This window comes from Aeromicrobium changchenzhani (genome assembly GCF_057586615.1).
On sequence record NZ_CM172480.1, the window covers coordinates 2,973,892 to 2,993,244 of the forward strand.

Sequence of the window (19,353 nt, forward strand, 5' to 3'; positions counted from 1 at the left end):
GCCCTACGCTGAAACTCCACTTGACAAGGGGAAACGATGAGCAAGTTGTGGACAGTCCGCGCTGCGGCGCTCGTACTCGCGAGCGCACTTTCAGCGTGCGGCGCGACGGGCGGCGAGGCCGAACCGGGCAGTACGGCGGCGGCCACCCCGACCCTCGACGTGGCACAGCACCAGTCCGGACCCGAAAGCCCGATCGCCTTTGGTCTGCAGGTGCCCAAGGGCGCCACCCAACTCGGCCCGCTGGTACGCATCCGCAGCGACCGGCTGATCAAGGCATACACTCCGCAACTCGATGCTGCGGTGGCACAGAAGGATGCTGACCTGGCGGCTCGTAATGCCGAGTTGGCCAAAGATGGCAAGCCGACAATTACCCCGACGCCAGCAGCGCTCAATCGACCCAATACCGACACCTTCAAACTGCTCAAGGACGACGCCCCCAAGCCCGACACCACGATGTCGGTGATGCGCGTAGATGGCAATCCGTCCGATGTCGTGACGCGCATGATCAGCCAGATCGCCGCGGTGATCCCCAACGCGGGGATTAAGACCCGCGATCTGCCGACGTACTGCACCTCGGTGGCCAATCGCGTAACCGGATGCAATCTGATCGCGACCGGCAGGACCGAAACCGATCGGGATCTACGGATCACTCTGACCGCTGATCCAGGTGACATCAAAGACCGCACGGCACCGCCATCAACTAATGCCAATCCCGTAATGACCCTCGAAGTCGAATACATCGGTGACCCAATCGCCGGCCAGATCACGAATAAAGATGATGCGAATGCAAAGCTTCGCGGCCAAGACTCGAATGCCCGTCCGAGCAACCTGATCTGGCCGAAGATGGATCTGGATGCCCCCTCGACCATCGCGCTATTGGACGGCAAATGGCGTGCTCCGCTCGACACCACAATCTTGTTGGCGGGCTTCAAGCCACACTTTGTAGCCCTGTCGACCGACAAAGGCCGCCAGGCCGATCTGATTACGGAGGAGTTCATTCGCTCGGTCAGCGACAAGGGGAAGTTCACCGTCGATGTCGTCGATGACCTCAATGAGGTGAGCACGACCTACACGGCCAAACGTAAGGACGGCAAACGGGCCTTCGCCACCTACGTCCTGTCCGCACGCGGCAACTACGCGATGATGTTTTATCTGCCTGCATTGCCGAGTTGATCAATTAACCGCAAGGCATGAGTCACCATTGTTAGCACCGGCCGGTCGGGATTGCCGACCAGGTCGATCGGGGTCCACTCGACGCGGTCTGTGGTCCCACCGATGTCCTTGATCTCAAGTGCTGCGGCGGCATCGACGTCAACCACATACAGCAGATGGACACCGTGGAAGTCCTCGTACTGGTCATCGCGGCCAACGTCGACGGTGTGCACATCGTGTACGTCGGCGAGTGTCGCTGAGCGGGCTTCGATGCCGGTCTCCTCATAGAGTTCACGGAGTACCGTGTCATTGGGCGATTCACCGTGCTCGACTCCCCCGCCGGGCAATGTCCACATTCCAGCCGGATATCCCACCGGTGAGATCCTGGTCAACAAGATTCGTCCCGCGGAGATGACGACAGCATAGGCGCCCAACCGTTGGGTCCGATGCGGATCGTTCATCGAGCCTCCAAAGCAAATTTTCAGAAAGGACGGATAGAGTCAAGCACGATGAGTGAACTCGCCCCCTTACCCGTGACCACTGCGGCGCCGAAAGAACGCGTCGCCTATCTCGATAATGCTCGCTATTGGGTAATGCTGCTTGTCGTCATCGGCCACAGCCTGACGCAATACGTTGCGATGGACTCGGCACGAGCTGTGTATGTCTGGATCTACTCATTCCACATGCCGTTCTTCATTCTTATTTCTGGCTACACCGCACGGCGGTTTGTTGGTGATTTCCGTCAAGTTCGGCGCATCGTGAGTACGCTCGTGATCCCATATCTGCTGGTCGAAACGTCTCTACAGCTCCTCACCCAGCATTACGACGGCACGCCCAAGCATTTGCAGATCCTGTCACCGCAATGGCTGGCTTGGTTCCTCGCGGCGCTGTTCATCTGGCGACTTACCACCCCCATCTGGCGGGCGCTCAAGTATCCGATCACGACGTCGATCATCATTTCCCTGAGCGCCGGACTGATCGAAATCCCCAATGTGCTCGCCCTGCCTAAGGTGCTCGGCTTCCTGCCGTTCTACGTCATCGGGCTGCACATGAGCCGTGAACGTTTCCAGCGTCTTACCGAGACCCGAGTCCGAGTCGCCGCCGTGCTGATCCTGACGGTCTCGTTCATCTATTGCTACCTTTTCTCCCGCGGCTGGGAAATCGACTGGCTGCTGTGGAAGCAGCGCTATGGTGAGTCCCCACTCAATGCGAGCGCCTGGGAAGGTGTCCTTCAGCGCACTGAACTATTGGTGGTCGGCTTGGTGCTGACGTTCGCGGCGCTCTCCCTCATACCGAATAGCCGGTCGTGGACCACAACTCTTGGCGGCCGGACATTTTACTGCTATCTGCTGCACGGCTACGTGATTCTGCTCCTCAGGGACCAGTTCCATGTATTCGACGGACTCAACCAGTATGGCGTGCCAGCTGTGATCGCCACGATGATCGCTGCGGTGATACTCGGCAACGTGCTGATGCTCAAGATCTTCGCCACGATCTTCCGGCCGCTATTCGAACCGCGCCTGACCTGGATGTTCCGCACGCCGGCGGAGCCTCAAGCCACGGTCCCCGCTGCGACGACGAACGATGAGGGTTTACCACCGCCTGTGGACGCAAAAGCCTCATCTTGAGCCGCTGACTCAGGGACATACAGAAGGGGGACCGTCCGCGCGGACGGTCCCCTTCTGTAGGTGTTGTTCGGACTACTTGTCGTACGACGTGAAGTCGAAGTCGTCCAACGCTACCGGCTCATTGGCAGCCGGGCCGAATCCATAGTCATAGGACTCGTAACCGGTGACCGAGTAGGCCGCCGCTCGGGCTTCTTCGGTCGGCTCGACCCGGATATTTTTGTAACGGTCGAGGCCGGTACCGGCCGGGATGAGCTTGCCGATGATGATGTTCTCCTTGAGCCCGCGCAACGAATCGGACTTGCCGTGGATCGCCGCGTCGGTCAGCACTCTGGTCGTCTCCTGGAAGGAAGCGGCCGACAGCCACGACTCAACCGCGAGCGACGCCTTCGTGATGCCCATCAGGACCGGACGACCGGAAGCCGGCGTCCCACCCTCAGCAACGACGCGACGGTTCTCATCTTCGAACTTCGAGCGATCGGCGAGGTCACCGGGGATCAAGGCTGAATCGCCCTGTTCGATGACCGTGATGCGGCGAAGCATCTGGCGAACGATGATCTCGATGTGCTTGTCGTGAATCGCGACGCCCTGCGAACGGTAGACCGCCTGGACTTCGTCCACGAGGTGTTCCTGCACGCGGCGAACACCGAGGATACGCAGAACTTCCTGCGGATCGGGTGTGCCATGGGTGAGCTGATCGCCGACATCGACGTGATCGCCGTCGAAGAACAACAACCGCGAACGCTTGCTGACCGGATACTCAACGGCCTCGGAGCCATCGTCGGGAGTGATGACGAGCTTGCGTGCCTTGTCCGAGTCGTCAATCGCGATGCGACCAGCAACCTCGGTGATCGGCGCCTTGCCCTTGGGCTGACGAGCTTCGAAGAGCTCGACGACACGTGGCAGACCGTGGGTGATGTCATCGCCGGCCACACCACCGGTGTGGAAGGTACGCATCGTGAGCTGAGTGCCGGGCTCACCAATCGACTGGGCCGCGATCGTACCGACCGCTTCACCGATGTCGACGAGTTTGCCGGTGGCCAACGAGCGGCCGTAGCACTTGGCGCAGGTGCCGGTATGAGCTTCACACGTCAGGACCGTCCGGACCTTGATCGTGTCGACGCCGGCCTCGATCAAGCGCGCAATCTCGACATCGCCGAGGTCACCGCCAGCCGGGATTAGTACGTCGCCACTCTTCGGGTCGTTGATGTCGACCGCCGCGCTGCGCGAGTATGCCGAGGTTTCGACATTCTCCGCCGACACGAGACGACCGTCATCCAACCGGTCCGCAATGACCTTGGGCAGACCACGTTCGGTGCCACAATCTTCTTCGCGGATGATGACATCCTGGCTCACGTCGACCAAGCGACGGGTCAGATAACCCGAGTCGGCCGTACGAAGCGCAGTGTCGGCAAGTCCCTTGCGGGCACCGTGGGTCGCGATGAAGTACTCGACGACCGACAGGCCCTCACGGAAGTTGGACTTGATCGGACGAGGAATGATCTCGCCCTTCGGGTTGGCCACCAGACCACGCATTGCGGCGATCTGACGAACCTGCATCATATTGCCGCGAGCACCCGAATGGACCATCATCCAGATGGGGTTGTCGACGTTCTCGTTGAACGTCTCCTCCATCTCCTGGGTCACCTCATTGGTGGCCTGGGTCCAGATCTCGATGAGTTCCTGGCGACGCTCGTCCTCGGTGATGAGACCGCGATCGAACTGCTGCTGCACCTTGGCCGCAAGACCCTCGTGCTTGGCGAGGATCTCCGGCTTGTGCTCCGGTGTGACGACATCACCAATCGAGATGGTGACACCCGAGCGGGTCGCCCAGTAGAAGCCGGTGTCCTTGAGGTTGTCAAGGGCGTTCGCGACATCAACCTTGGAATAGCGCTCGGCGAGATCGTTAACGATGCCACCCAATTGCTTTTTGCCGACCTGGTAGTCGACGTATGGGTAGTCCTCGGGCAAGGCTTCGTTGAAGATTGCACGGCCCAGGGTTGAATCCATCGTTGCGCCGCCATCGACGCGCAGCTTGACCTTCGACTGCAGCGTGATTTCCTTGCGGTCGAAGGCCATCATGGCCTCGGCAACCGAGGAGAACGCGCGGCCCTCGCCCACGTGACCGTCGCGGTCGAGCGTGAGGAAGTACAGACCGATGATCATGTCCTGAGTCGGCATCGTGACCGGGCGGCCATCGGACGGCTTCAAGATGTTGTTGGTCGAGAGCATCAAGATACGAGCCTCGGCCTGCGCCTCGGTGCTCAGCGGCAGGTGCACGGCCATCTGGTCGCCGTCGAAGTCGGCGTTAAAGGCCGAGCAGACGAGCGGGTGGATCTGGATGGCCTTGCCCTCGATCAACTGCGGTTCGAAGGCCTGGATGCCGAGACGGTGCAGGGTAGGCGCGCGGTTAAGCAGCACCGGATGCTCGGTGATGACTTCTTCGAGCACATCCCACACGACCGAACGCTCGCGTTCGACCATGCGCTTGGCGCTCTTGATGTTCTGCGCGTGGTTGAGATCAACCAGACGCTTCATCACGAACGGCTTGAACAGCTCGAGTGCCATCGGCTTAGGCAGACCACACTGGTGCAGTTTGAGCTGCGGACCGACGATGATGACCGAACGACCGGAGTAGTCGACGCGCTTACCGAGAAGGTTCTGGCGGAAGCGTCCCTGCTTGCCCTTGAGCATGTCCGAGATCGACTTCAGCGGACGGTTGCCCGGCCCGGTGACCGGTCGGCCACGACGGCCATTGTCGAACAACGAGTCAACGGCTTCCTGAAGCATCCGCTTTTCGTTGTTGACGATGATTTCCGGCGCGCCCAGATCCAACAGCCGCTTGAGCCGGTTGTTGCGGTTGATGACGCGACGGTAGAGGTCGTTGAGATCGGAGGTGGCGAATCGGCCACCGTCGAGCTGAACCATCGGGCGAAGCTCCGGCGGGATGACCGGAACTGTGTCCAGCACCATGCCTTCGGGCTTATTGCTGCTGGAGAGGAACGCTGAGACGACCTTGAGGCGCTTGAGCGCACGGGTCTTCTTCTGGCCCTTGCCGGTGGCAATGATTTCGTGGAGCAGTTCGGCCTCGGCTACGAGGTCAAACGTCTGCAGCCGTTTCTGGATCGCGGCCGCGCCCATGTAGCCCTCGAAGTAGTTACCGAAGCGGTAAGTCATGTCGCGATAGAGCATTTCGTCGCCCTCGAGGTCCTGGACCTTGAGGCTCTTGAACCGCGTCCAGACTTCGTCGAGGCGATCGATCTCGCGCTGAATGCGGTCGCGACGCTGCTTGACCTCACGCTCGGCGGCGTCCTTGACCTTGCGCTTGACGTCGGCCTTAGCGCCCTCGTCCTCGAGTGCCTTGAGGTCCTCTTCGAGCTTCTGCATACGCTCGTTGACTTCGTTGTCACGACGGTTCTCGAGATTCTTGCGCTCGATGTCGATCTTGGCCTCGAGTGAGGACAGGTCGCGGTGGCGCGCATCCTCATCGACCCTGGTGATCATGTAGGCAGCGAAGTAGATGACCTTTTCGAGGTCCTTCGGTGCGAGATCCAACAGGTAGCCCAATCGGCTCGGAACACCCTTGAAGTACCAGATGTGGGTAACCGGAGCGGCCAACTCGATGTGGCCCATCCGTTCGCGGCGGACCTTTGAGCGGGTGACTTCAACGCCACAACGCTCACAGATGATGCCCTTGAAGCGGACACGCTTGTATTTGCCGCAGTAGCATTCCCAGTCCCGAGTCGGGCCGAAGATCTTCTCGCAGAAGAGTCCGTCGCGCTCAGGCTTCAGGGTGCGGTAGTTGATCGTCTCAGGCTTCTTGACTTCGCCATGAGACCAGGTGCGGATGTCATCTGCAGTGGCGAGGCCAATTTGCAGCTGATCGAAGAAGTTCACGTCTAGCACGTTTGTCTTCTTTCCCTTTCAAACAAAAAATCTAAATTACGGCGTGGAAACGGTCGAAGTCCTGCGGAGCCGCCGTTGGACGGCTCCGCAGGCTGCTCAAACTTCTTCGACGCTGCTGGGTTCGCGGCGTGACAGGTCGATACCGAGCTCTTCGGCGGCACGGAAGAGGTCTTCTTCCGCATCGCGCATCTCGACCGCGGTTCCGTCACTGGAAAGGACTTCGACGTTGAGACACAGTGACTGCATCTCTTTGACGAGGACCTTGAAGGATTCAGGAATGCCTGGCTCGGGGACGTTTTCGCCCTTCACAATGGCTTCATAAACCTTGACACGACCGAGAATGTCATCGGACTTGATCGTCAGCAGCTCTTGCAGTGCGTATGCCGCACCGTAAGCCTCGAGCGCCCACACTTCCATCTCACCGAAGCGCTGGCCACCAAACTGGGCCTTACCGCCAAGCGGCTGCTGGGTGATCATCGAGTACGGACCGGTCGAACGCGCGTGGATCTTGTCGTCGACGAGGTGGTGCAACTTGAGCATGTACATGTAGCCGACTGACACCGGGGCGGGGAATTGATCGCCGGTGCGTCCGTCGAACAATGTCGCCTTGCCATCAGGGCCGACCATGCGGTCGCCATCACGGTTCGGCAGCGTCGAGGCCAGGAGTCCCTGGATCTCGTCGTTGCGGGCGCCGTCGAAGACCGGCGTGGCGATGTTGCTGTCGGTTGGTGCACGATCGGCACCAATCGCAGTCAACCGCTTCTGCCACTCTTCTTCGTTGCCCTCGATCTGCCAACCGGATTTGGCGATCCAGCCCAGGTGGGTCTCCATGACCTGACCAACATTCATTCGGCCAGGCACACCGAGCGGGTTGAGCACGATGTCGACGGGGGTGCCGTCTTCCATGAACGGCATATCCTCGACCGGCAAGATCTTGGAGATGACGCCCTTGTTGCCGTGTCGACCAGCTAGCTTGTCGCCGTTGGAGATCTTGCGCTTCTGAGCGACATAGACGCGGACGAGTTGGTTAACGCCGGGAGCGAGTTCGTCGCCCTCGGAGCTGTCAAACACGCGAACGCCGATGACCGTTCCAGACTCACCGTGTGGAACCTTGAGCGAGGTGTCGCGCACTTCGCGCGCCTTTTCGCCAAAGATTGCGCGCAATAGGCGCTCCTCGGGAGTCAACTCAGTTTCGCCCTTGGGCGTAACCTTGCCGACCAGCACGTCACCGTTGCTGACTTCAGCACCGATGCGGATGATGCCACGCTCATCGAGATCGGCCAGCATTTCTTCGCTGACGTTCGGGATGTCGCGCGTGATCTCCTCGGGACCGAGCTTGGTGTCGCGCGCATCGACTTCGTGTTCTTCGATGTGAATCGAAGTGAGCACGTCGTCTTGCACAATGCGCTGGCTGAGGATAATCGCATCTTCATAGTTGTGACCGTGCCAAGGCATGAATGCCACCAGCAGGTTGGCGCCGAGCGCCATTTCACCTTCATCGGTGCACGGGCCGTCGGCGAGCGGAGTGCCCACCTCGACGCGCATACCTTCATCCACGAGTGGACGCTGGTTGGTGCAGGTGCCCTGATTCGAGCGACTGAACTTGGCCAGACGATAGGTGAAGTAGGTGCCGTCGTCCTGCATGATCTCGATGGCGTCGGCGGAAACTTCCTTGACGACACCCGCACCCTTGGCGGTGACAACATCACCGGCATCGACGGCGGCACGATATTCCATGCCGGTGCCGACGAGCGGAGCGTTGTTCTTGATCAACGGGACGGCCTGACGCATCATGTTGGAGCCCATGAGTGCGCGGTTGGCGTCATCGTGTTCGAGGAACGGGATCAACGCCGTAGCGACCGACACCATCTGACGCGGTGAAACGTCCATGTAGTCGACCACATCGGGCGAGACGAGTTCGGCCTCGCCGCCGCGCTGGCGAACCAGGACGGCGTCTTCGGCGAACGTGCTCTTCGCGGTCAGGCCCGAGTTGGCCTGCGCGATGATGAACCGATCTTCTTCGGTTGCAGTGAGGTAGTCGACCTGATCGGTGACCTTGCCCTTAATGACCTTGCGGTAGGGCGTCTCGATGAAGCCGAATGAGTTGATCCGACCGAACGAAGCGAGCGAACCGATCAGACCGATGTTCGGGCCTTCAGGAGTTTCAATCGGGCACATGCGTCCATAGTGCGACGGGTGAACGTCACGCACTTCGTAGCCGGCGCGTTCACGTGACAGACCGCCAGGTCCGAGCGCCGACAAACGGCGCTTGTGGGTCAGGCCCGCGAGCGGGTTGTTCTGATCCATGAACTGGCTGAGCTGCGACGTGCCGAAGAACTCTTTGAGCGCGGCAACGACGGGACGGATGTTGATCAGGGTCTGCGGCGTGATGGCCTCAACGTCCTGAGTCGTCATCCGCTCACGAACAACACGTTCCATGCGAGCCAGACCCGTGCGGAGCTGGTTCTGGATGAGTTCGCCGACCGTACGCATACGGCGGTTGCCGAAGTGGTCAATGTCATCAGCCTCGACCGGAACGGGTCCGGTCGCGCTCGGCAGTTCGGCCTCGCCGGCATGCAGGGCAACGATGTACTTGATCGTCGAGACAATGTCGTCGATCGTCAGCGTCTGCTTGTCGAAAGCCTCGTCAACACCAAGCTTCTTGTTGAACTTGTAGCGGCCGACCTTCGCGAGGTCATAGCGCTTGCCGTTGAAGTAATAATTGTCCAACAGGTTCTGCGCCGCTTCACGCGACGGCGGTTCGCCCGGTCGCAACTTGCGGTAGATATCGAGCAGCGCTTCGTCCTGAGTCTGTGCGTGATCCTTTTCGAGGGTCAGCATCATCGACTCGTACTGGCCGAACTCTTCACGGATCTGCGCCTCGTCATAACCGAGCGCCTTGAGCAGAACGGTCACGCTCTGCTTGCGCTTGCGGTCAAGACGTACGCCAACGAGATCGCGCTTGTCGACCTCGAACTCCAGCCAAGCACCGCGTGACGGGATCATCTTCGCGGTGTAGATGTCCTTGTCGCTCGTCTTGTCAGGCGTGCGCTCGAAGTAGACACCGGGCGAACGGACCAACTGCGACACGACGACACGCTCAGTGCCGTTGATGACGAAGGTGCCTTTGTCGGTCATGAGCGGGAAATCGCCCATGAACACGGTCTGGCTTTTGATCTCACCGGTGTCGTTGTTCATGAACTCTGCAGTCACGAACAACGGGGCGGCGTAGGTGACGTCGCGATCCTTGCATTCGGCAACCGAGTATTTCGGCGGCTCGAATCGATGGTCCCGGAACGACAGACTCATGGTCTCGGAGAAATCCTCGATCGGGGAGATCTCCTCGAAGATCTCCTCTAATCCGGATTTCGTCGAGACGTCTGTGCGACCTTCGGCGAGCGATTGCTCGACGCCGGTCTTCCAGTAGTCATCTCCGATCAGCCAACTAAAGCTGTCGGTCTGCAACGCCAACAACTGCGGAACCTCAAGGGGTTCGGCAATTTTGGCGAAAGAGATACGACGGGGGGTGGTTTGTGCGATTGCTGCGGCAGTGCGCGAGGCGGCCAAGAGGGATCCTTCCGAAGGCTCGCTAGTCTCGTTGAGGCTCAACTTCCGCGCACACCACAAACGCCCAGTCAAGGGACGAGGCGATAAATGGTGAGCGCGAAGATTCAGTCTAGCGCCCCTTTGCCAAATAATGCAAACGGGGTGCTTGACATTTCGACTAGCAGTGTGTTGGCAAGTGTGTTGGCACGAGCTAATTGTTGGGTTGTGTCAGGACAATTCGTGCAGTGTTAGATAGTTCAGGCGGTGTTAAATAGTTCAGATCGTACGATTCAGAGCGCTTCGATGTTGTTGACCAGCCATTGACCATCACGCTTAACCATGTCGACGATGATTCGATTGCCGAAGACCGTCGGGGTTTTCGAGTTCCCCACCAATCGTGCTTGGTCGAGGAAGACCAACACCGACGCTTTATCCGATGAGCATTCATCGCCGCACTGAACGGCCGCCGCGTCCTGGGCGACGCCCTTAACCACGATCTTGTTTTGTGGGGCCAACTCGTCGAGCGCCGGGGAGATCTTGTCGAACTGCTTTTGAAATGCTGGCGTCATGAGTTTTTTGGACTCGGTGACATGCGCGGGCAATTTGTCATATTGGTAGGTGAAGATCGTCTCGGCAGCTCGCGCGGCAGCGTCCGAGGCCTTGGCATTGGACGAAGCGACAGTGTCGCCGCTGCGCTGGTCGCGTACGTCGTTGAAACCATTCACGCCGAACCAGCCAGCGAACCCGATGGACAGAACCATCGCAACTGCGGCCCCGACGAGCCAGGCCATCGAAGTAGGTGCTGGCTTCTGGGTGGACGTCGATGACTCGAGCCTAGGCGCTTCGGTCTTGACCGGCTTAGCGATTGCTACCGGTGCCGGCTTCGTCGTCGACACAGGTTTCGTCGACACGGGCTTCGGGCTCGCGGCCGGCGTCGCTTTTTTAGCCGTCGACGCCTTGGTTGTCGTCTTTGCGGGTGTGGCTTTGGCGGTCGCTGCCTTTTTAGCTGGCGTCTTCTTGGCAGGCGTCTTCTTGGCAGGCGTTTTCTTCGCTGGCGCCTTCGTTTCGGCCGCCTTCTTCGCCGCGGGCTTCTTCTTCGCAGAGATTTTCTTTGCCGCCGGTTCGACCGCGGGCGCAGCCTCGCCGGCAATTCTGCGTCGACGTACGGGTCCGTTGGGATTACTCATTTGGCTTTGCTCCCCTCGGTCGGAGTCGCTGACGGAGTACCAGCCGATGCACCAGCAGCCGCAACGCTGGTCAGTTTATCGACCACCCACGCGCCTTTCTGCTTCACGATGTTGAGCCGCCACCGCAGGTGCTGAACTACCGTCTCTTTATTGTCAGTGTTTGACAACGTGGCATCGGCGGCCACCAGGACGACGGCAGAATCCTTGTCGATGCTATCTAGCGCAACGCCAAGGACCTTGGCGTTGCTGCTGACCTGTTTCTTCGGGATCAGTGCTTTGAAGATTTCTGTGGTGATCTTGTCGAACTCCTTGCGGTACGACGTCGACAGCAGTCCGCCGACACGTTTCTGATAATCAGCTGCCTTCGCCACGTCGTAGGTGGTGTAGGCCATCGTAAAGTCAGTCGCCGTCGTGACGACACGCTCACGATCGCTATTAGCCTGCTGACCGTCGCCCGAAGTGAACTTCGGTACGAAGATCCCAGCTAAGCCGATCAGGACGCATACCACTACGACGATAATGAAAAGCCGCATCAACGCGGAGCCATTTAGCCGCCGTCGCACCGATCCAAAAGTGTCTATTTGGTTATTGCTGGGCCGAGAAGAAGCCACTTCCACGAATCCTTTCCGAGGCCGACGACGTCTGTGGACGCAACGGCGGCCCGGTTACTGCGGTCAACGGTTGTTTTGGACGGGTTGCGGGGAACGGGCTCCGGCTTCGTCGTCTCATCTAAGCAGTCCGCATCCAAATCAAACTCCCGCGCCCTTATATTGGCAGGCGGACGACGACCTTGCTCGGGTTTGCCGTTGGCGTCCAAGCGGCCCCGGTCTCCAACATATCCCTTGTTACAAACTGCTGGCTCCCCATTTATTCCGGGTAACCCAGTGACCAGCCCAAATGCCACATCATAGGTTCCGTCAGGATTGCCAATCAGTGTCGACGGCGCTCCCTCAATGATGTACGGATAAAGGATAAACAGGGCGCGAACCGCTTGAGTGTTCTCGAACATCGGTTTGTTAACGGTAATGAGGTTGTTGAAGATCGTGCCAAGATCCTTTGAGTTTTCTGCAATGACCTGATTCAGCTCCCTCGCCGCCGGGCCGCCGCCCTTGAGCAAGCGGCGAATATCGGGATCTGAATCCACGAGAGTGTCCGACAGCAGGGCCAGATTCTTGGAGAATGTTGCCAATTCACCCTGCTTGTCGACCTGAGTCTGGAGCACACTGTTGGAGTCACGGATCAGCGCACGGGTCGTATCAATGTTGGCACCGGCGGTCTTGATGAACGCCGTCGCCGTATCGATGATCCGGCCAAGATCCTCACCGGTCCCATTAAATGCCGTCCCGAGTTCGTCAACCACAGTTTTCAGGTCATCGGTGTTGACCGATTTGACCAGATCGTTGACGTCGATCAGGAGTTTGGTGGTCTCGATCGGAATCTTGGTGTTTTCGACGCTGATTTTTGAACCGGACTTCAGATAAGGCGCTGAGTCATTGCGCGGCTGCAGGTCCATGAACTGCTCACCAATCGCCGATTTATTCGCCACGATCGCTTCGACATCCGAGGGGATCTTCGGCGCACTCTTTTCGATGTCAAGTCGAGCTTGAACACCCTGTGGCACGAACGACATTTTGCCGACTCGGCCCACACCGATCCCTCGGTAGGTCACCTGCGAGCCTTCGAACAGGCCGCCGGAGTCCGTCAATTGGACGGTCACTGAGTAGGTACGGTCCACCACGAGGCGATCAATCTTGGCGTAGCGGCCACCCACGAAGGCACCACCAACCAGCGTCACAATCGCGAAGATGATGAGCTGAATCTTGGTCAGACGCGTGATCATTTTGCCACCACCGGTTCCATCATGAGGCGAGCCAGATCCGAAGGCTCAGCCGATGGATAGTTCGGCGGCGCCACGCGACAATTACTCAACAGCGAGCACAGCTGCGGTAGGCCGCCGCCCGTCGTGCTCTTCGGATTCGATGTGGACGGGCTGCTCTTCGGAGCCTTTGTCGCACCCGCGCCCGGCACGTTGATGCCTGGCAACTTGGCTCCGGAACTGCCTTGGACCAGACCACCGACCAAGTCTGTCAATGCACTCAGATCAGGCGTCCCTAGGACCGTCGTCTGCGGTGCCGGATCGCCGGGATCGACGCTGCCAGAGTTCGGACCGAGAAGGCCTGGAACATTGAGCAGCGTGGACAGATCCAGACCACCTGAAATGGAGAGATTGAAGTAGTCGCCTTGTTGGAAGGCGCGAGCACCTTTCACCGTCGGTCCTCCGACCGAACTGTCCGTGAATGGGAAGGTCAGCAATGTGGTCAATGACGTAGCCAAGTCGTCGCCAGAGTTCGCAAGTTGTTTGAGAATCGGGCCGAGCGCCTTGAGGTCGGCAATTGTATCGACCTTCGAGTCCTTGACGACTTGGGTGCCGACATCGCCGAGATGGTTGAGTGCCTTGAGCAGCGTCACCAAATCACCACGTTGCTGGTTGAGGACGGTGAGCGCGGCTGGCAAATTATCGAGCGCTCCGGTGATCGCGGCTTTCTGCTTATTGGTCTGAACCGCGAGGTTATTGACCTTTTCGAGCGAGGTCAGAATTGCTTCTTTATTAGCGTCCAGTTGCGAGACAAAAATATTGGCGTTACTCAATAGTTCGCGAACTTCGGGTTCATTGCCGTCAAGCGTCTTGTTGAGCTCTCGGACAACTGTCTGCGTCTTTTCCAGACCGCCACCGTTGAACAGTAGCGATGCCGCACCGAGGACTTCCTCAATTTCGGGATTCCGTCCCGATCTTGAAAGCGGTATGACGTCACCGTCGGTGAGTCGCCCTTGGGCGCCAGCGGCCGGGGTGTTGAGTGAGACGAACTTCTCGCCAAGCAAACTGGTTTGCCGGATCGTCGCCTCGGCGTTGTCGGGCAAGGTCGCGTCACTGTTGATCTTGAGTTTGACGACCGCGGTCCAACCATCGAGTTTGATGCTGGTCACGCGTCCGACAGCGACATCGTTGACCCGCACAGAGCTTTGCGGCACGAGATCAAGCACATCACGGAACTGAACCGTGACCGAATAGGGATTCGAACCTACATCGGCGCCACCAGGCAGTGGCAGCGCATACGGGGAGAACGAGCACCCGCTCAAGACGACAGCGGCTGCCGAACCGAGCACCGCGGTCTTTGCAAATTTCTTGGCCACCTTGCTCATCGGTTGACCGCCAGCATCTCTTGAACCGAGTGACTAACCTGCTCGCTGCGCGGCGACCGCAGCGATCCGGCTGCTGTGCGCGGCAACTTAGTCAGGTCAAGTCCGCCGAGCGCACCACCCGGAGTCGCGCTGGCAGCACCGGGGAGGGATGGATCGGCGGCAGCCACTTTCGCGCCACCGAGCAGCCCGCCCAAGAGCCCGCCCAACTGGTCGCAAAGATCACCAGGGGCGCCCGGCTGGCCCAGCAGCGAACAAAGTGCAAGCTTCGGATCCTTCAGGGCGCCCGTGACGATCTCCAACAGGTTGGCACGAGTATCAAGCGTTCCGTAGGCACCGTTATAGGTAAAGCCGACATTGGAGAGTGCGGTGGGCGCAGCATTGACGCTCTCCGTCAGCGACTTGATATTCGCGTCCTTGGCCAAAACGTTGCTCAGAATCGTGAGGTTCTTGACGTTGCCGCGCAACGACGAACGGTTGTCCTTGACCAGCGAGCGCACGTCATTAAGCGCAAGGCCGAGCGCCTTGAGCGTGCCAGCGAGGTCATCCCGTTCGCCAGCCAGAACCGTCGACACTTTTGCGGTGCTGTCGTTGAAAGCACGTACTGAAGAATCATTCTTCTTCAGCATCGCGATGAACTCTTGGACCTCAGCAAGGCTTCCGAACAGATCGTCCTTGTTGTTAGACAGTGTCTGACTCAACCTAGAGAAGTTCTTGATCGTGGTGTTGAGTTGCGCGCCTTGGCCGTCCAGACCTTTTGCGGTCGTGTCCAAGAACGTGCTCAGTGAGCCATTCTTATTGGCGCCCTGCGGGCCGAGCGCGACGGCGAGATCATCAAGTGAGCTGTAGACCTTGTCGAGTTCGATCGGCACGACACTGCGGTCAACGCCCAACGACGCGTTATTCGGCAACACTGCGCCACCGGAGTATGCCGGCGCCAGCTGAACGAAACGGTCACCGACGAGGGACGGCGAAACAATTGCCGCTTTGACGTCATCCGGGAGTTTGTACTTGTTGTCATAAGCAATCTTGACCCGCACGATGTCGCCCTTGGGGGTCAAACTTTTGATGGTCCCGACCGGAACGCCAAGAATCTTGACATCGGAACCTTTGTAAAGCGAATTGGTTTGTTTGAAGTTGACCGTCACATAGTTTTTGCTTGAACGGTTACCGACTGTGATCAATGCGGCGGCAATCAACGCAAGCACAACAAAACCGGTGAGGAACTTCGACAATCCTGCAAATCTTCCGAGCAACGAGCTACTCATTTTACTTTAGGCCCCCCGACTCCGATGTAGGTGTCGAACCACGGCCCGCTACCCAACGCATTGGCAAACACCCGAGTAAATGGTCCGAAGACTCGTAATGCTTCGTCCAGATCGTATTGACGCGCTCGGAGCATATCGGTCACCGTTTGCAATTTGTTCAAAGCTGGTTTGAGGTCTGCCCGTGTGTCCTTGACGAGTCCACGCAGCTGATCGGACAACGAGGTCGTAGCGACCAGCAGATTATGGATCGAGTCGCGTCGCGCTGCGACCGCAGAGAAGAGCACATCAGAGTCCTTGAACAGAGTCTCCAACTCGGTATTGCGGGAGTTGAGCACGCCGGTCACTTTCTTCAGACTGACCAACAACGTGTTGATCTGGTCATCGCGGGCGGCAAGGTTGCGGGATAGTTCAGACACGCCCTTGATTGCACCACGGAAGTCCTGTGGTGTATTTCTCGTCAGGTCCGAAACTGCATCAAGCGCCTCGGATAATTGCGGCACATCGATCTTGTCGGTTGTCTCACTCAGATCCGAGAACGCGGCCACCACATCATAGGGCGGAGTGGTCCGGGAGACAGGGATCGTTGCGCCCTGTGCCAACTGCCCAGGGCCTTTGGGAATGAGCGCAAGATACATCGAACCGAGCAACGTCTTGACCTTGACTTGCGCGCCGGTTTCGGTGCCGAAACGTGTGCCCTTGTCGAGCAGGAACTTGACGTTGACTTTGTCGCCCTCCAGGTCAATTGACTTGACCTTGCCCACGCTGACACCAGCGACGCGCACTTCTTGACCCGAGCGAAGTCCACCAATTTCACTGAAATTGGCGTAATAGGTGTCGCCGCCGCCGATCAGTGGCAACTGGTCTGCTTTGAAGGCCCCCACCATGAACGAGGCCAACAGAGCAAAGCCGATCAGCCCGATTACAACGGGGTTACGTTCGCGGAAAGGTTTCATCAGTTCCCTCCCGTGGTCGGAGCGTCGCCAGGGCAACTACGGCCATGATCTCCCGGCGGAACCCCAATGGGTGTTCCCCCAAGAAGGTCAATCGGAGGCAACTTGATTCCGGCTATCTCGGGAAGAACCAACTTGCCATTGATTGAGCAAAGGAAGAAATTAAACTCCGAACCATACGTCGCGCTATTGCCGAGCTTGCTCATCTTGATCGGCAGCACCTGAATCGAGGTGCTCAATGCGCTCAAGTTCTTGGTCTTACTGAGGTTGCTGGTCAAACGATTCAATTGCTTGATATCTTCGGTCAGCGCGGGTCGGCCCTGCTGTAACAGATCCGAAGTCTCCACTGCCAACCCCGAGATTGAATCCACCGAACCAAGAATTGCTTCCCGGTCATTTTTCAATCCAGTGACGAATTCTTGGAGGGTGTCGATCGTGTTGGTGAGTTCCTTATCGCGGCTACCGACCGTGTCGAGCACTTCGCTGAGGTTGGTGATGACGTCACCGATCAACTTGTCGCGGCCGGCCAAGGTATTTGTCAAAGACGATGTGCTGGCCAACAGATTCTCAAAATTGCCGCCCTCACCCTGAACTGTCTGGATGAGTTCATAGGCCAGCTTGTTGGTGTCCTTGGGCGACAACGCCTGGAACACCGGCTTGAAGCCTTGGAACAAGACGTTAAGATCGAGTGCTTCCTCGGTTCGACTCGCGGGGATCGTGCTGCCCGGCTTGAGTGTCGCTTTGGCCCCATCTGAGCCCTGGGTCACGTTGAAATAGCGCTGCCCGACCAGGTTGCGGAAACGGATCTGAATGTTGGTGTTTTCCGTCAGCGGAGTGTCAGCATTGACGCCGAAGGTAACAATCGCCTTGTCACGATCGATGACCTTCACACTCTTGACGCTGCCGATTGCGACGCCAGCGATGCGCACGTCATCACCCTTGACCACACCAGTGACATCGTTGAAAACGGCTTGGTAAGTGGTGCGCTTGCCAACGTTGCCGTTGGTGAGCAACAACGCTAAGAACAGCGTCGCGACCGCAGTGATCACCAAGAAGATGATGAGTTTTACCAGCGCCGAGAGCGCTTCAAGATCAAACCTCATTCGGCGGACACCTCCATGCCACGCAGCATTGGGCTGACCAACAATGATCCGACATCAGGAACGTCGCCGGCTTGTTTGAGCCCAAGGCTCGCCGCGAGCAACGTGTTGATCTCGGTCCGCTGTTGCTTCGAGTTGACGCCATCGAGACTGGGCTGAACGAGATCGACCAGCGATTCATTGGCCGCAGCCGCTCGCTTAAAGAATTTATTGTGGTTGTCGTCCGGGTTAAGTCCAAGCAACTGGTAAACCTTGTAGGGCGGAGTCGGCGCTAATTTACTATGGCTGTATTTGAATGGCTGCTTTGCGGTGCCGCGGTATTCACCCTTGTCTTGAACACTGTCGCCGTTGTCGAGGCTGTGGCAACTAGGTTTGGCCAGCGATTGAGCATCTATGGTCTTCTTACTCGGTATGACGGCGTTCTCTTTCCGACCCTTGAGACCGTAACCCGTCGGCTGATTGCCGAGCACAGACACTCGAATGTGCAGCGTCTGGTCACGGAAGGCGCTGTCAAGCCGCGGCATCAGATTAGTGAGGCCCTTCAGTACACACGGAAACACCTTGGAGTAGTCGCGAAGAACTTCAACGACGGGACGCGTCTCGTGGGTCAGCGTGACGATGTTGTCACCATTAGCATCAAGGAACTTCGAGGTCGTGTTGGCAAGTGCCGTGCCCTGGGCGAAGAACGCTGCCAGCTGAGCTCGCTTCGCCACGATCGTGTCACCGGTGACGACCAGGTTTTTCAATAGCCGACCTAGTTCTGGCATCGCCGCAGCATAGCCATCGGAAACTGTTCCGAGTTTCTTCAGGTCAGTCACGAGCTCCGGCACATCCGGGTTGATCTGCTTCAGATAATCGTTGGCGTCGACCAGCGTCTTGCCCAACTGTTCACCACGCCCGTCAAGTGCGGTCGAGATTGCGCTCAACGTGTAAGAAAGTTCGGCCGGCTGAACCGCTTCGAGCAGCGGGTACAGATCGTTCAGGACGGTCTCCACTTCGATCGGCACGACCGCATCATTGATCGTGTCGCCAGCCTTGAGCTTCTCGCCACTGGGGTTATCGGCGGGAATGAGGTCAACATACTTCTCCCCGAACAGAGTCTTGGGAACCATCTGCGCAGTGACTTCGCGCGGGATCTCATTGATCGACGACGGCTTGATCGCGAGCATCATTGTCACGCCGGTGGCAGTTGGCTTGACGTGTCGCACCTCGCCGACGATCATGCCGCGAAGCTTAATATCGGCATTGCTCGGCAGCGAGGTGCCGGCCGAGGAACCGTTCAGGGTTACGGGGATGTATTTGACGAAGGTCTTGTTAAACACCGCATACGTGAGCCAGACAAAGATCAGGCAGATCGCAAGAAACAGGACGCCAAGGGTGCGGATCGAGCCTGTTTTTTCCAAGAAAGGGGTCTTAGCCAT

13 protein-coding genes are annotated in these 19,353 nt (G+C 58.4%); 2 read left to right on the forward strand and 11 right to left on the reverse strand.

What is annotated here, in order from left to right; translation table 11 throughout:
- The first annotated feature begins 36 nt into the window (after positions 1-36).
- On the forward strand, positions 37-1,173 hold the full coding sequence (locus tag AC2YB9_RS15055) for a hypothetical protein (RefSeq protein WP_487266171.1): 1,137 nt from the start codon (positions 37-39) through the stop codon (positions 1,171-1,173).
- On the opposite strand, the gene AC2YB9_RS15060 is transcribed toward AC2YB9_RS15055, so the two are convergent.
- Positions 1,149-1,613, reverse strand: coding sequence for an NUDIX hydrolase (locus AC2YB9_RS15060; protein WP_487266172.1), 465 nt, complete (start codon positions 1,611-1,613; stop codon positions 1,149-1,151). The two genes, AC2YB9_RS15055 and AC2YB9_RS15060, sit on opposite strands and share 25 nt — an antisense overlap.
- A 48-nt stretch (positions 1,614-1,661) precedes the next feature.
- Between AC2YB9_RS15060 and AC2YB9_RS15065 the strand changes: the two genes are divergently transcribed.
- A complete protein-coding gene (locus AC2YB9_RS15065) occupies positions 1,662-2,780 on the forward strand; it encodes an acyltransferase family protein (RefSeq protein ID WP_487266173.1) in 1,119 nt (372 codons plus the stop codon).
- A gap of 72 nt (positions 2,781-2,852) precedes the next feature.
- Here the strand turns inward: AC2YB9_RS15065 and AC2YB9_RS15070 are convergent, their stop codons facing one another.
- The 10 genes from AC2YB9_RS15070 to AC2YB9_RS15115 all read right to left on the reverse strand — a co-directional run bounded on the left by AC2YB9_RS15070 (position 2,853) and on the right by AC2YB9_RS15115 (position 19,353).
- Positions 2,853-6,683, reverse strand: coding sequence for a DNA-directed RNA polymerase subunit beta' (locus tag AC2YB9_RS15070; protein WP_487266174.1), 3,831 nt, complete (start codon positions 6,681-6,683; stop codon positions 2,853-2,855).
- 96 nt (positions 6,684-6,779) lie between these two features.
- Positions 6,780-10,250 carry a DNA-directed RNA polymerase subunit beta gene (rpoB, locus tag AC2YB9_RS15075; protein WP_487266176.1) on the reverse strand — a complete coding sequence of 1,157 codons (3,471 nt, stop codon included), beginning with the start codon at positions 10,248-10,250 and terminating at the stop codon, positions 6,780-6,782.
- Between the two features lie 269 nt (positions 10,251-10,519).
- Positions 10,520-11,416: a hypothetical protein gene (locus AC2YB9_RS15080; protein ID WP_487266177.1), complete on the reverse strand. Its 897-nt coding sequence runs from the start codon at positions 11,414-11,416 to the stop codon at positions 10,520-10,522.
- The gene (locus AC2YB9_RS15085; protein WP_487266178.1) at positions 11,413-11,949 is read right to left on the reverse strand and encodes a hypothetical protein; all 537 of its coding nucleotides are present in this window, start codon (positions 11,947-11,949) and stop codon (positions 11,413-11,415) included. Before AC2YB9_RS15085 ends, AC2YB9_RS15080 begins: the two co-directional genes overlap by 4 nt.
- A gap of 44 nt (positions 11,950-11,993) precedes the next feature.
- Complete coding sequence (locus AC2YB9_RS15090) at positions 11,994-13,256, reverse strand: MCE family protein (RefSeq protein WP_487266179.1); 1,263 nt, start codon at positions 13,254-13,256, stop codon at positions 11,994-11,996.
- Positions 13,253-14,617, reverse strand: coding sequence for an MCE family protein (locus AC2YB9_RS15095; protein ID WP_487266180.1), 1,365 nt, complete (start codon positions 14,615-14,617; stop codon positions 13,253-13,255). Before AC2YB9_RS15095 ends, AC2YB9_RS15090 begins: the two co-directional genes overlap by 4 nt.
- Positions 14,614-15,882 (reverse strand): MCE family protein, encoded by a 1,269-nt coding sequence (locus tag AC2YB9_RS15100; protein WP_487266181.1) that lies wholly within the window; start codon positions 15,880-15,882, stop codon positions 14,614-14,616. Before AC2YB9_RS15100 ends, AC2YB9_RS15095 begins: the two co-directional genes overlap by 4 nt.
- Positions 15,879-16,835 (reverse strand): MCE family protein, encoded by a 957-nt coding sequence (locus AC2YB9_RS15105; RefSeq protein WP_487266182.1) that lies wholly within the window; start codon positions 16,833-16,835, stop codon positions 15,879-15,881. The genes AC2YB9_RS15100 and AC2YB9_RS15105 overlap by 4 nt, the downstream gene beginning before the upstream one ends.
- Positions 16,835-17,935 carry an MCE family protein gene (locus AC2YB9_RS15110; RefSeq protein WP_487266183.1) on the reverse strand — a complete coding sequence of 367 codons (1,101 nt, stop codon included), beginning with the start codon at positions 17,933-17,935 and terminating at the stop codon, positions 16,835-16,837. The genes AC2YB9_RS15105 and AC2YB9_RS15110 overlap by 1 nt, the downstream gene beginning before the upstream one ends.
- Positions 17,932-19,353 (reverse strand): MCE family protein, encoded by a 1,422-nt coding sequence (locus tag AC2YB9_RS15115; protein ID WP_487266184.1) that lies wholly within the window; start codon positions 19,351-19,353, stop codon positions 17,932-17,934. Before AC2YB9_RS15115 ends, AC2YB9_RS15110 begins: the two co-directional genes overlap by 4 nt.

Coding starts and splice junctions, on each gene's coding strand:
- AC2YB9_RS15065 (WP_487266173.1), top strand. CDS start 1,662: ATGAGTGAACTCGCCCCCTTACCCGTGACCACTGCGGCGCCGAAAGAA.
- AC2YB9_RS15080 (WP_487266177.1), bottom strand. CDS start 11,416: ATGAGTAATCCCAACGGACCCGTACGTCGACGCAGAATTGCCGGCGAG.
- AC2YB9_RS15085 (WP_487266178.1), bottom strand. CDS start 11,949: ATGCGGCTTTTCATTATCGTCGTAGTGGTATGCGTCCTGATCGGCTTA.
- AC2YB9_RS15060 (WP_487266172.1), bottom strand. CDS start 1,613: ATGAACGATCCGCATCGGACCCAACGGTTGGGCGCCTATGCTGTCGTC.
- AC2YB9_RS15090 (WP_487266179.1), bottom strand. CDS start 13,256: ATGATCACGCGTCTGACCAAGATTCAGCTCATCATCTTCGCGATTGTG.
- AC2YB9_RS15110 (WP_487266183.1), bottom strand. CDS start 17,935: ATGAGGTTTGATCTTGAAGCGCTCTCGGCGCTGGTAAAACTCATCATC.
- AC2YB9_RS15095 (WP_487266180.1), bottom strand. CDS start 14,617: ATGAGCAAGGTGGCCAAGAAATTTGCAAAGACCGCGGTGCTCGGTTCG.
- AC2YB9_RS15115 (WP_487266184.1), bottom strand. CDS start 19,353: ATGGCTAAGACCCCTTTCTTGGAAAAAACAGGCTCGATCCGCACCCTT.
- AC2YB9_RS15055 (WP_487266171.1), top strand. CDS start 37: ATGAGCAAGTTGTGGACAGTCCGCGCTGCGGCGCTCGTACTCGCGAGC.
- AC2YB9_RS15100 (WP_487266181.1), bottom strand. CDS start 15,882: ATGAGTAGCTCGTTGCTCGGAAGATTTGCAGGATTGTCGAAGTTCCTC.
- AC2YB9_RS15105 (WP_487266182.1), bottom strand. CDS start 16,835: ATGAAACCTTTCCGCGAACGTAACCCCGTTGTAATCGGGCTGATCGGC.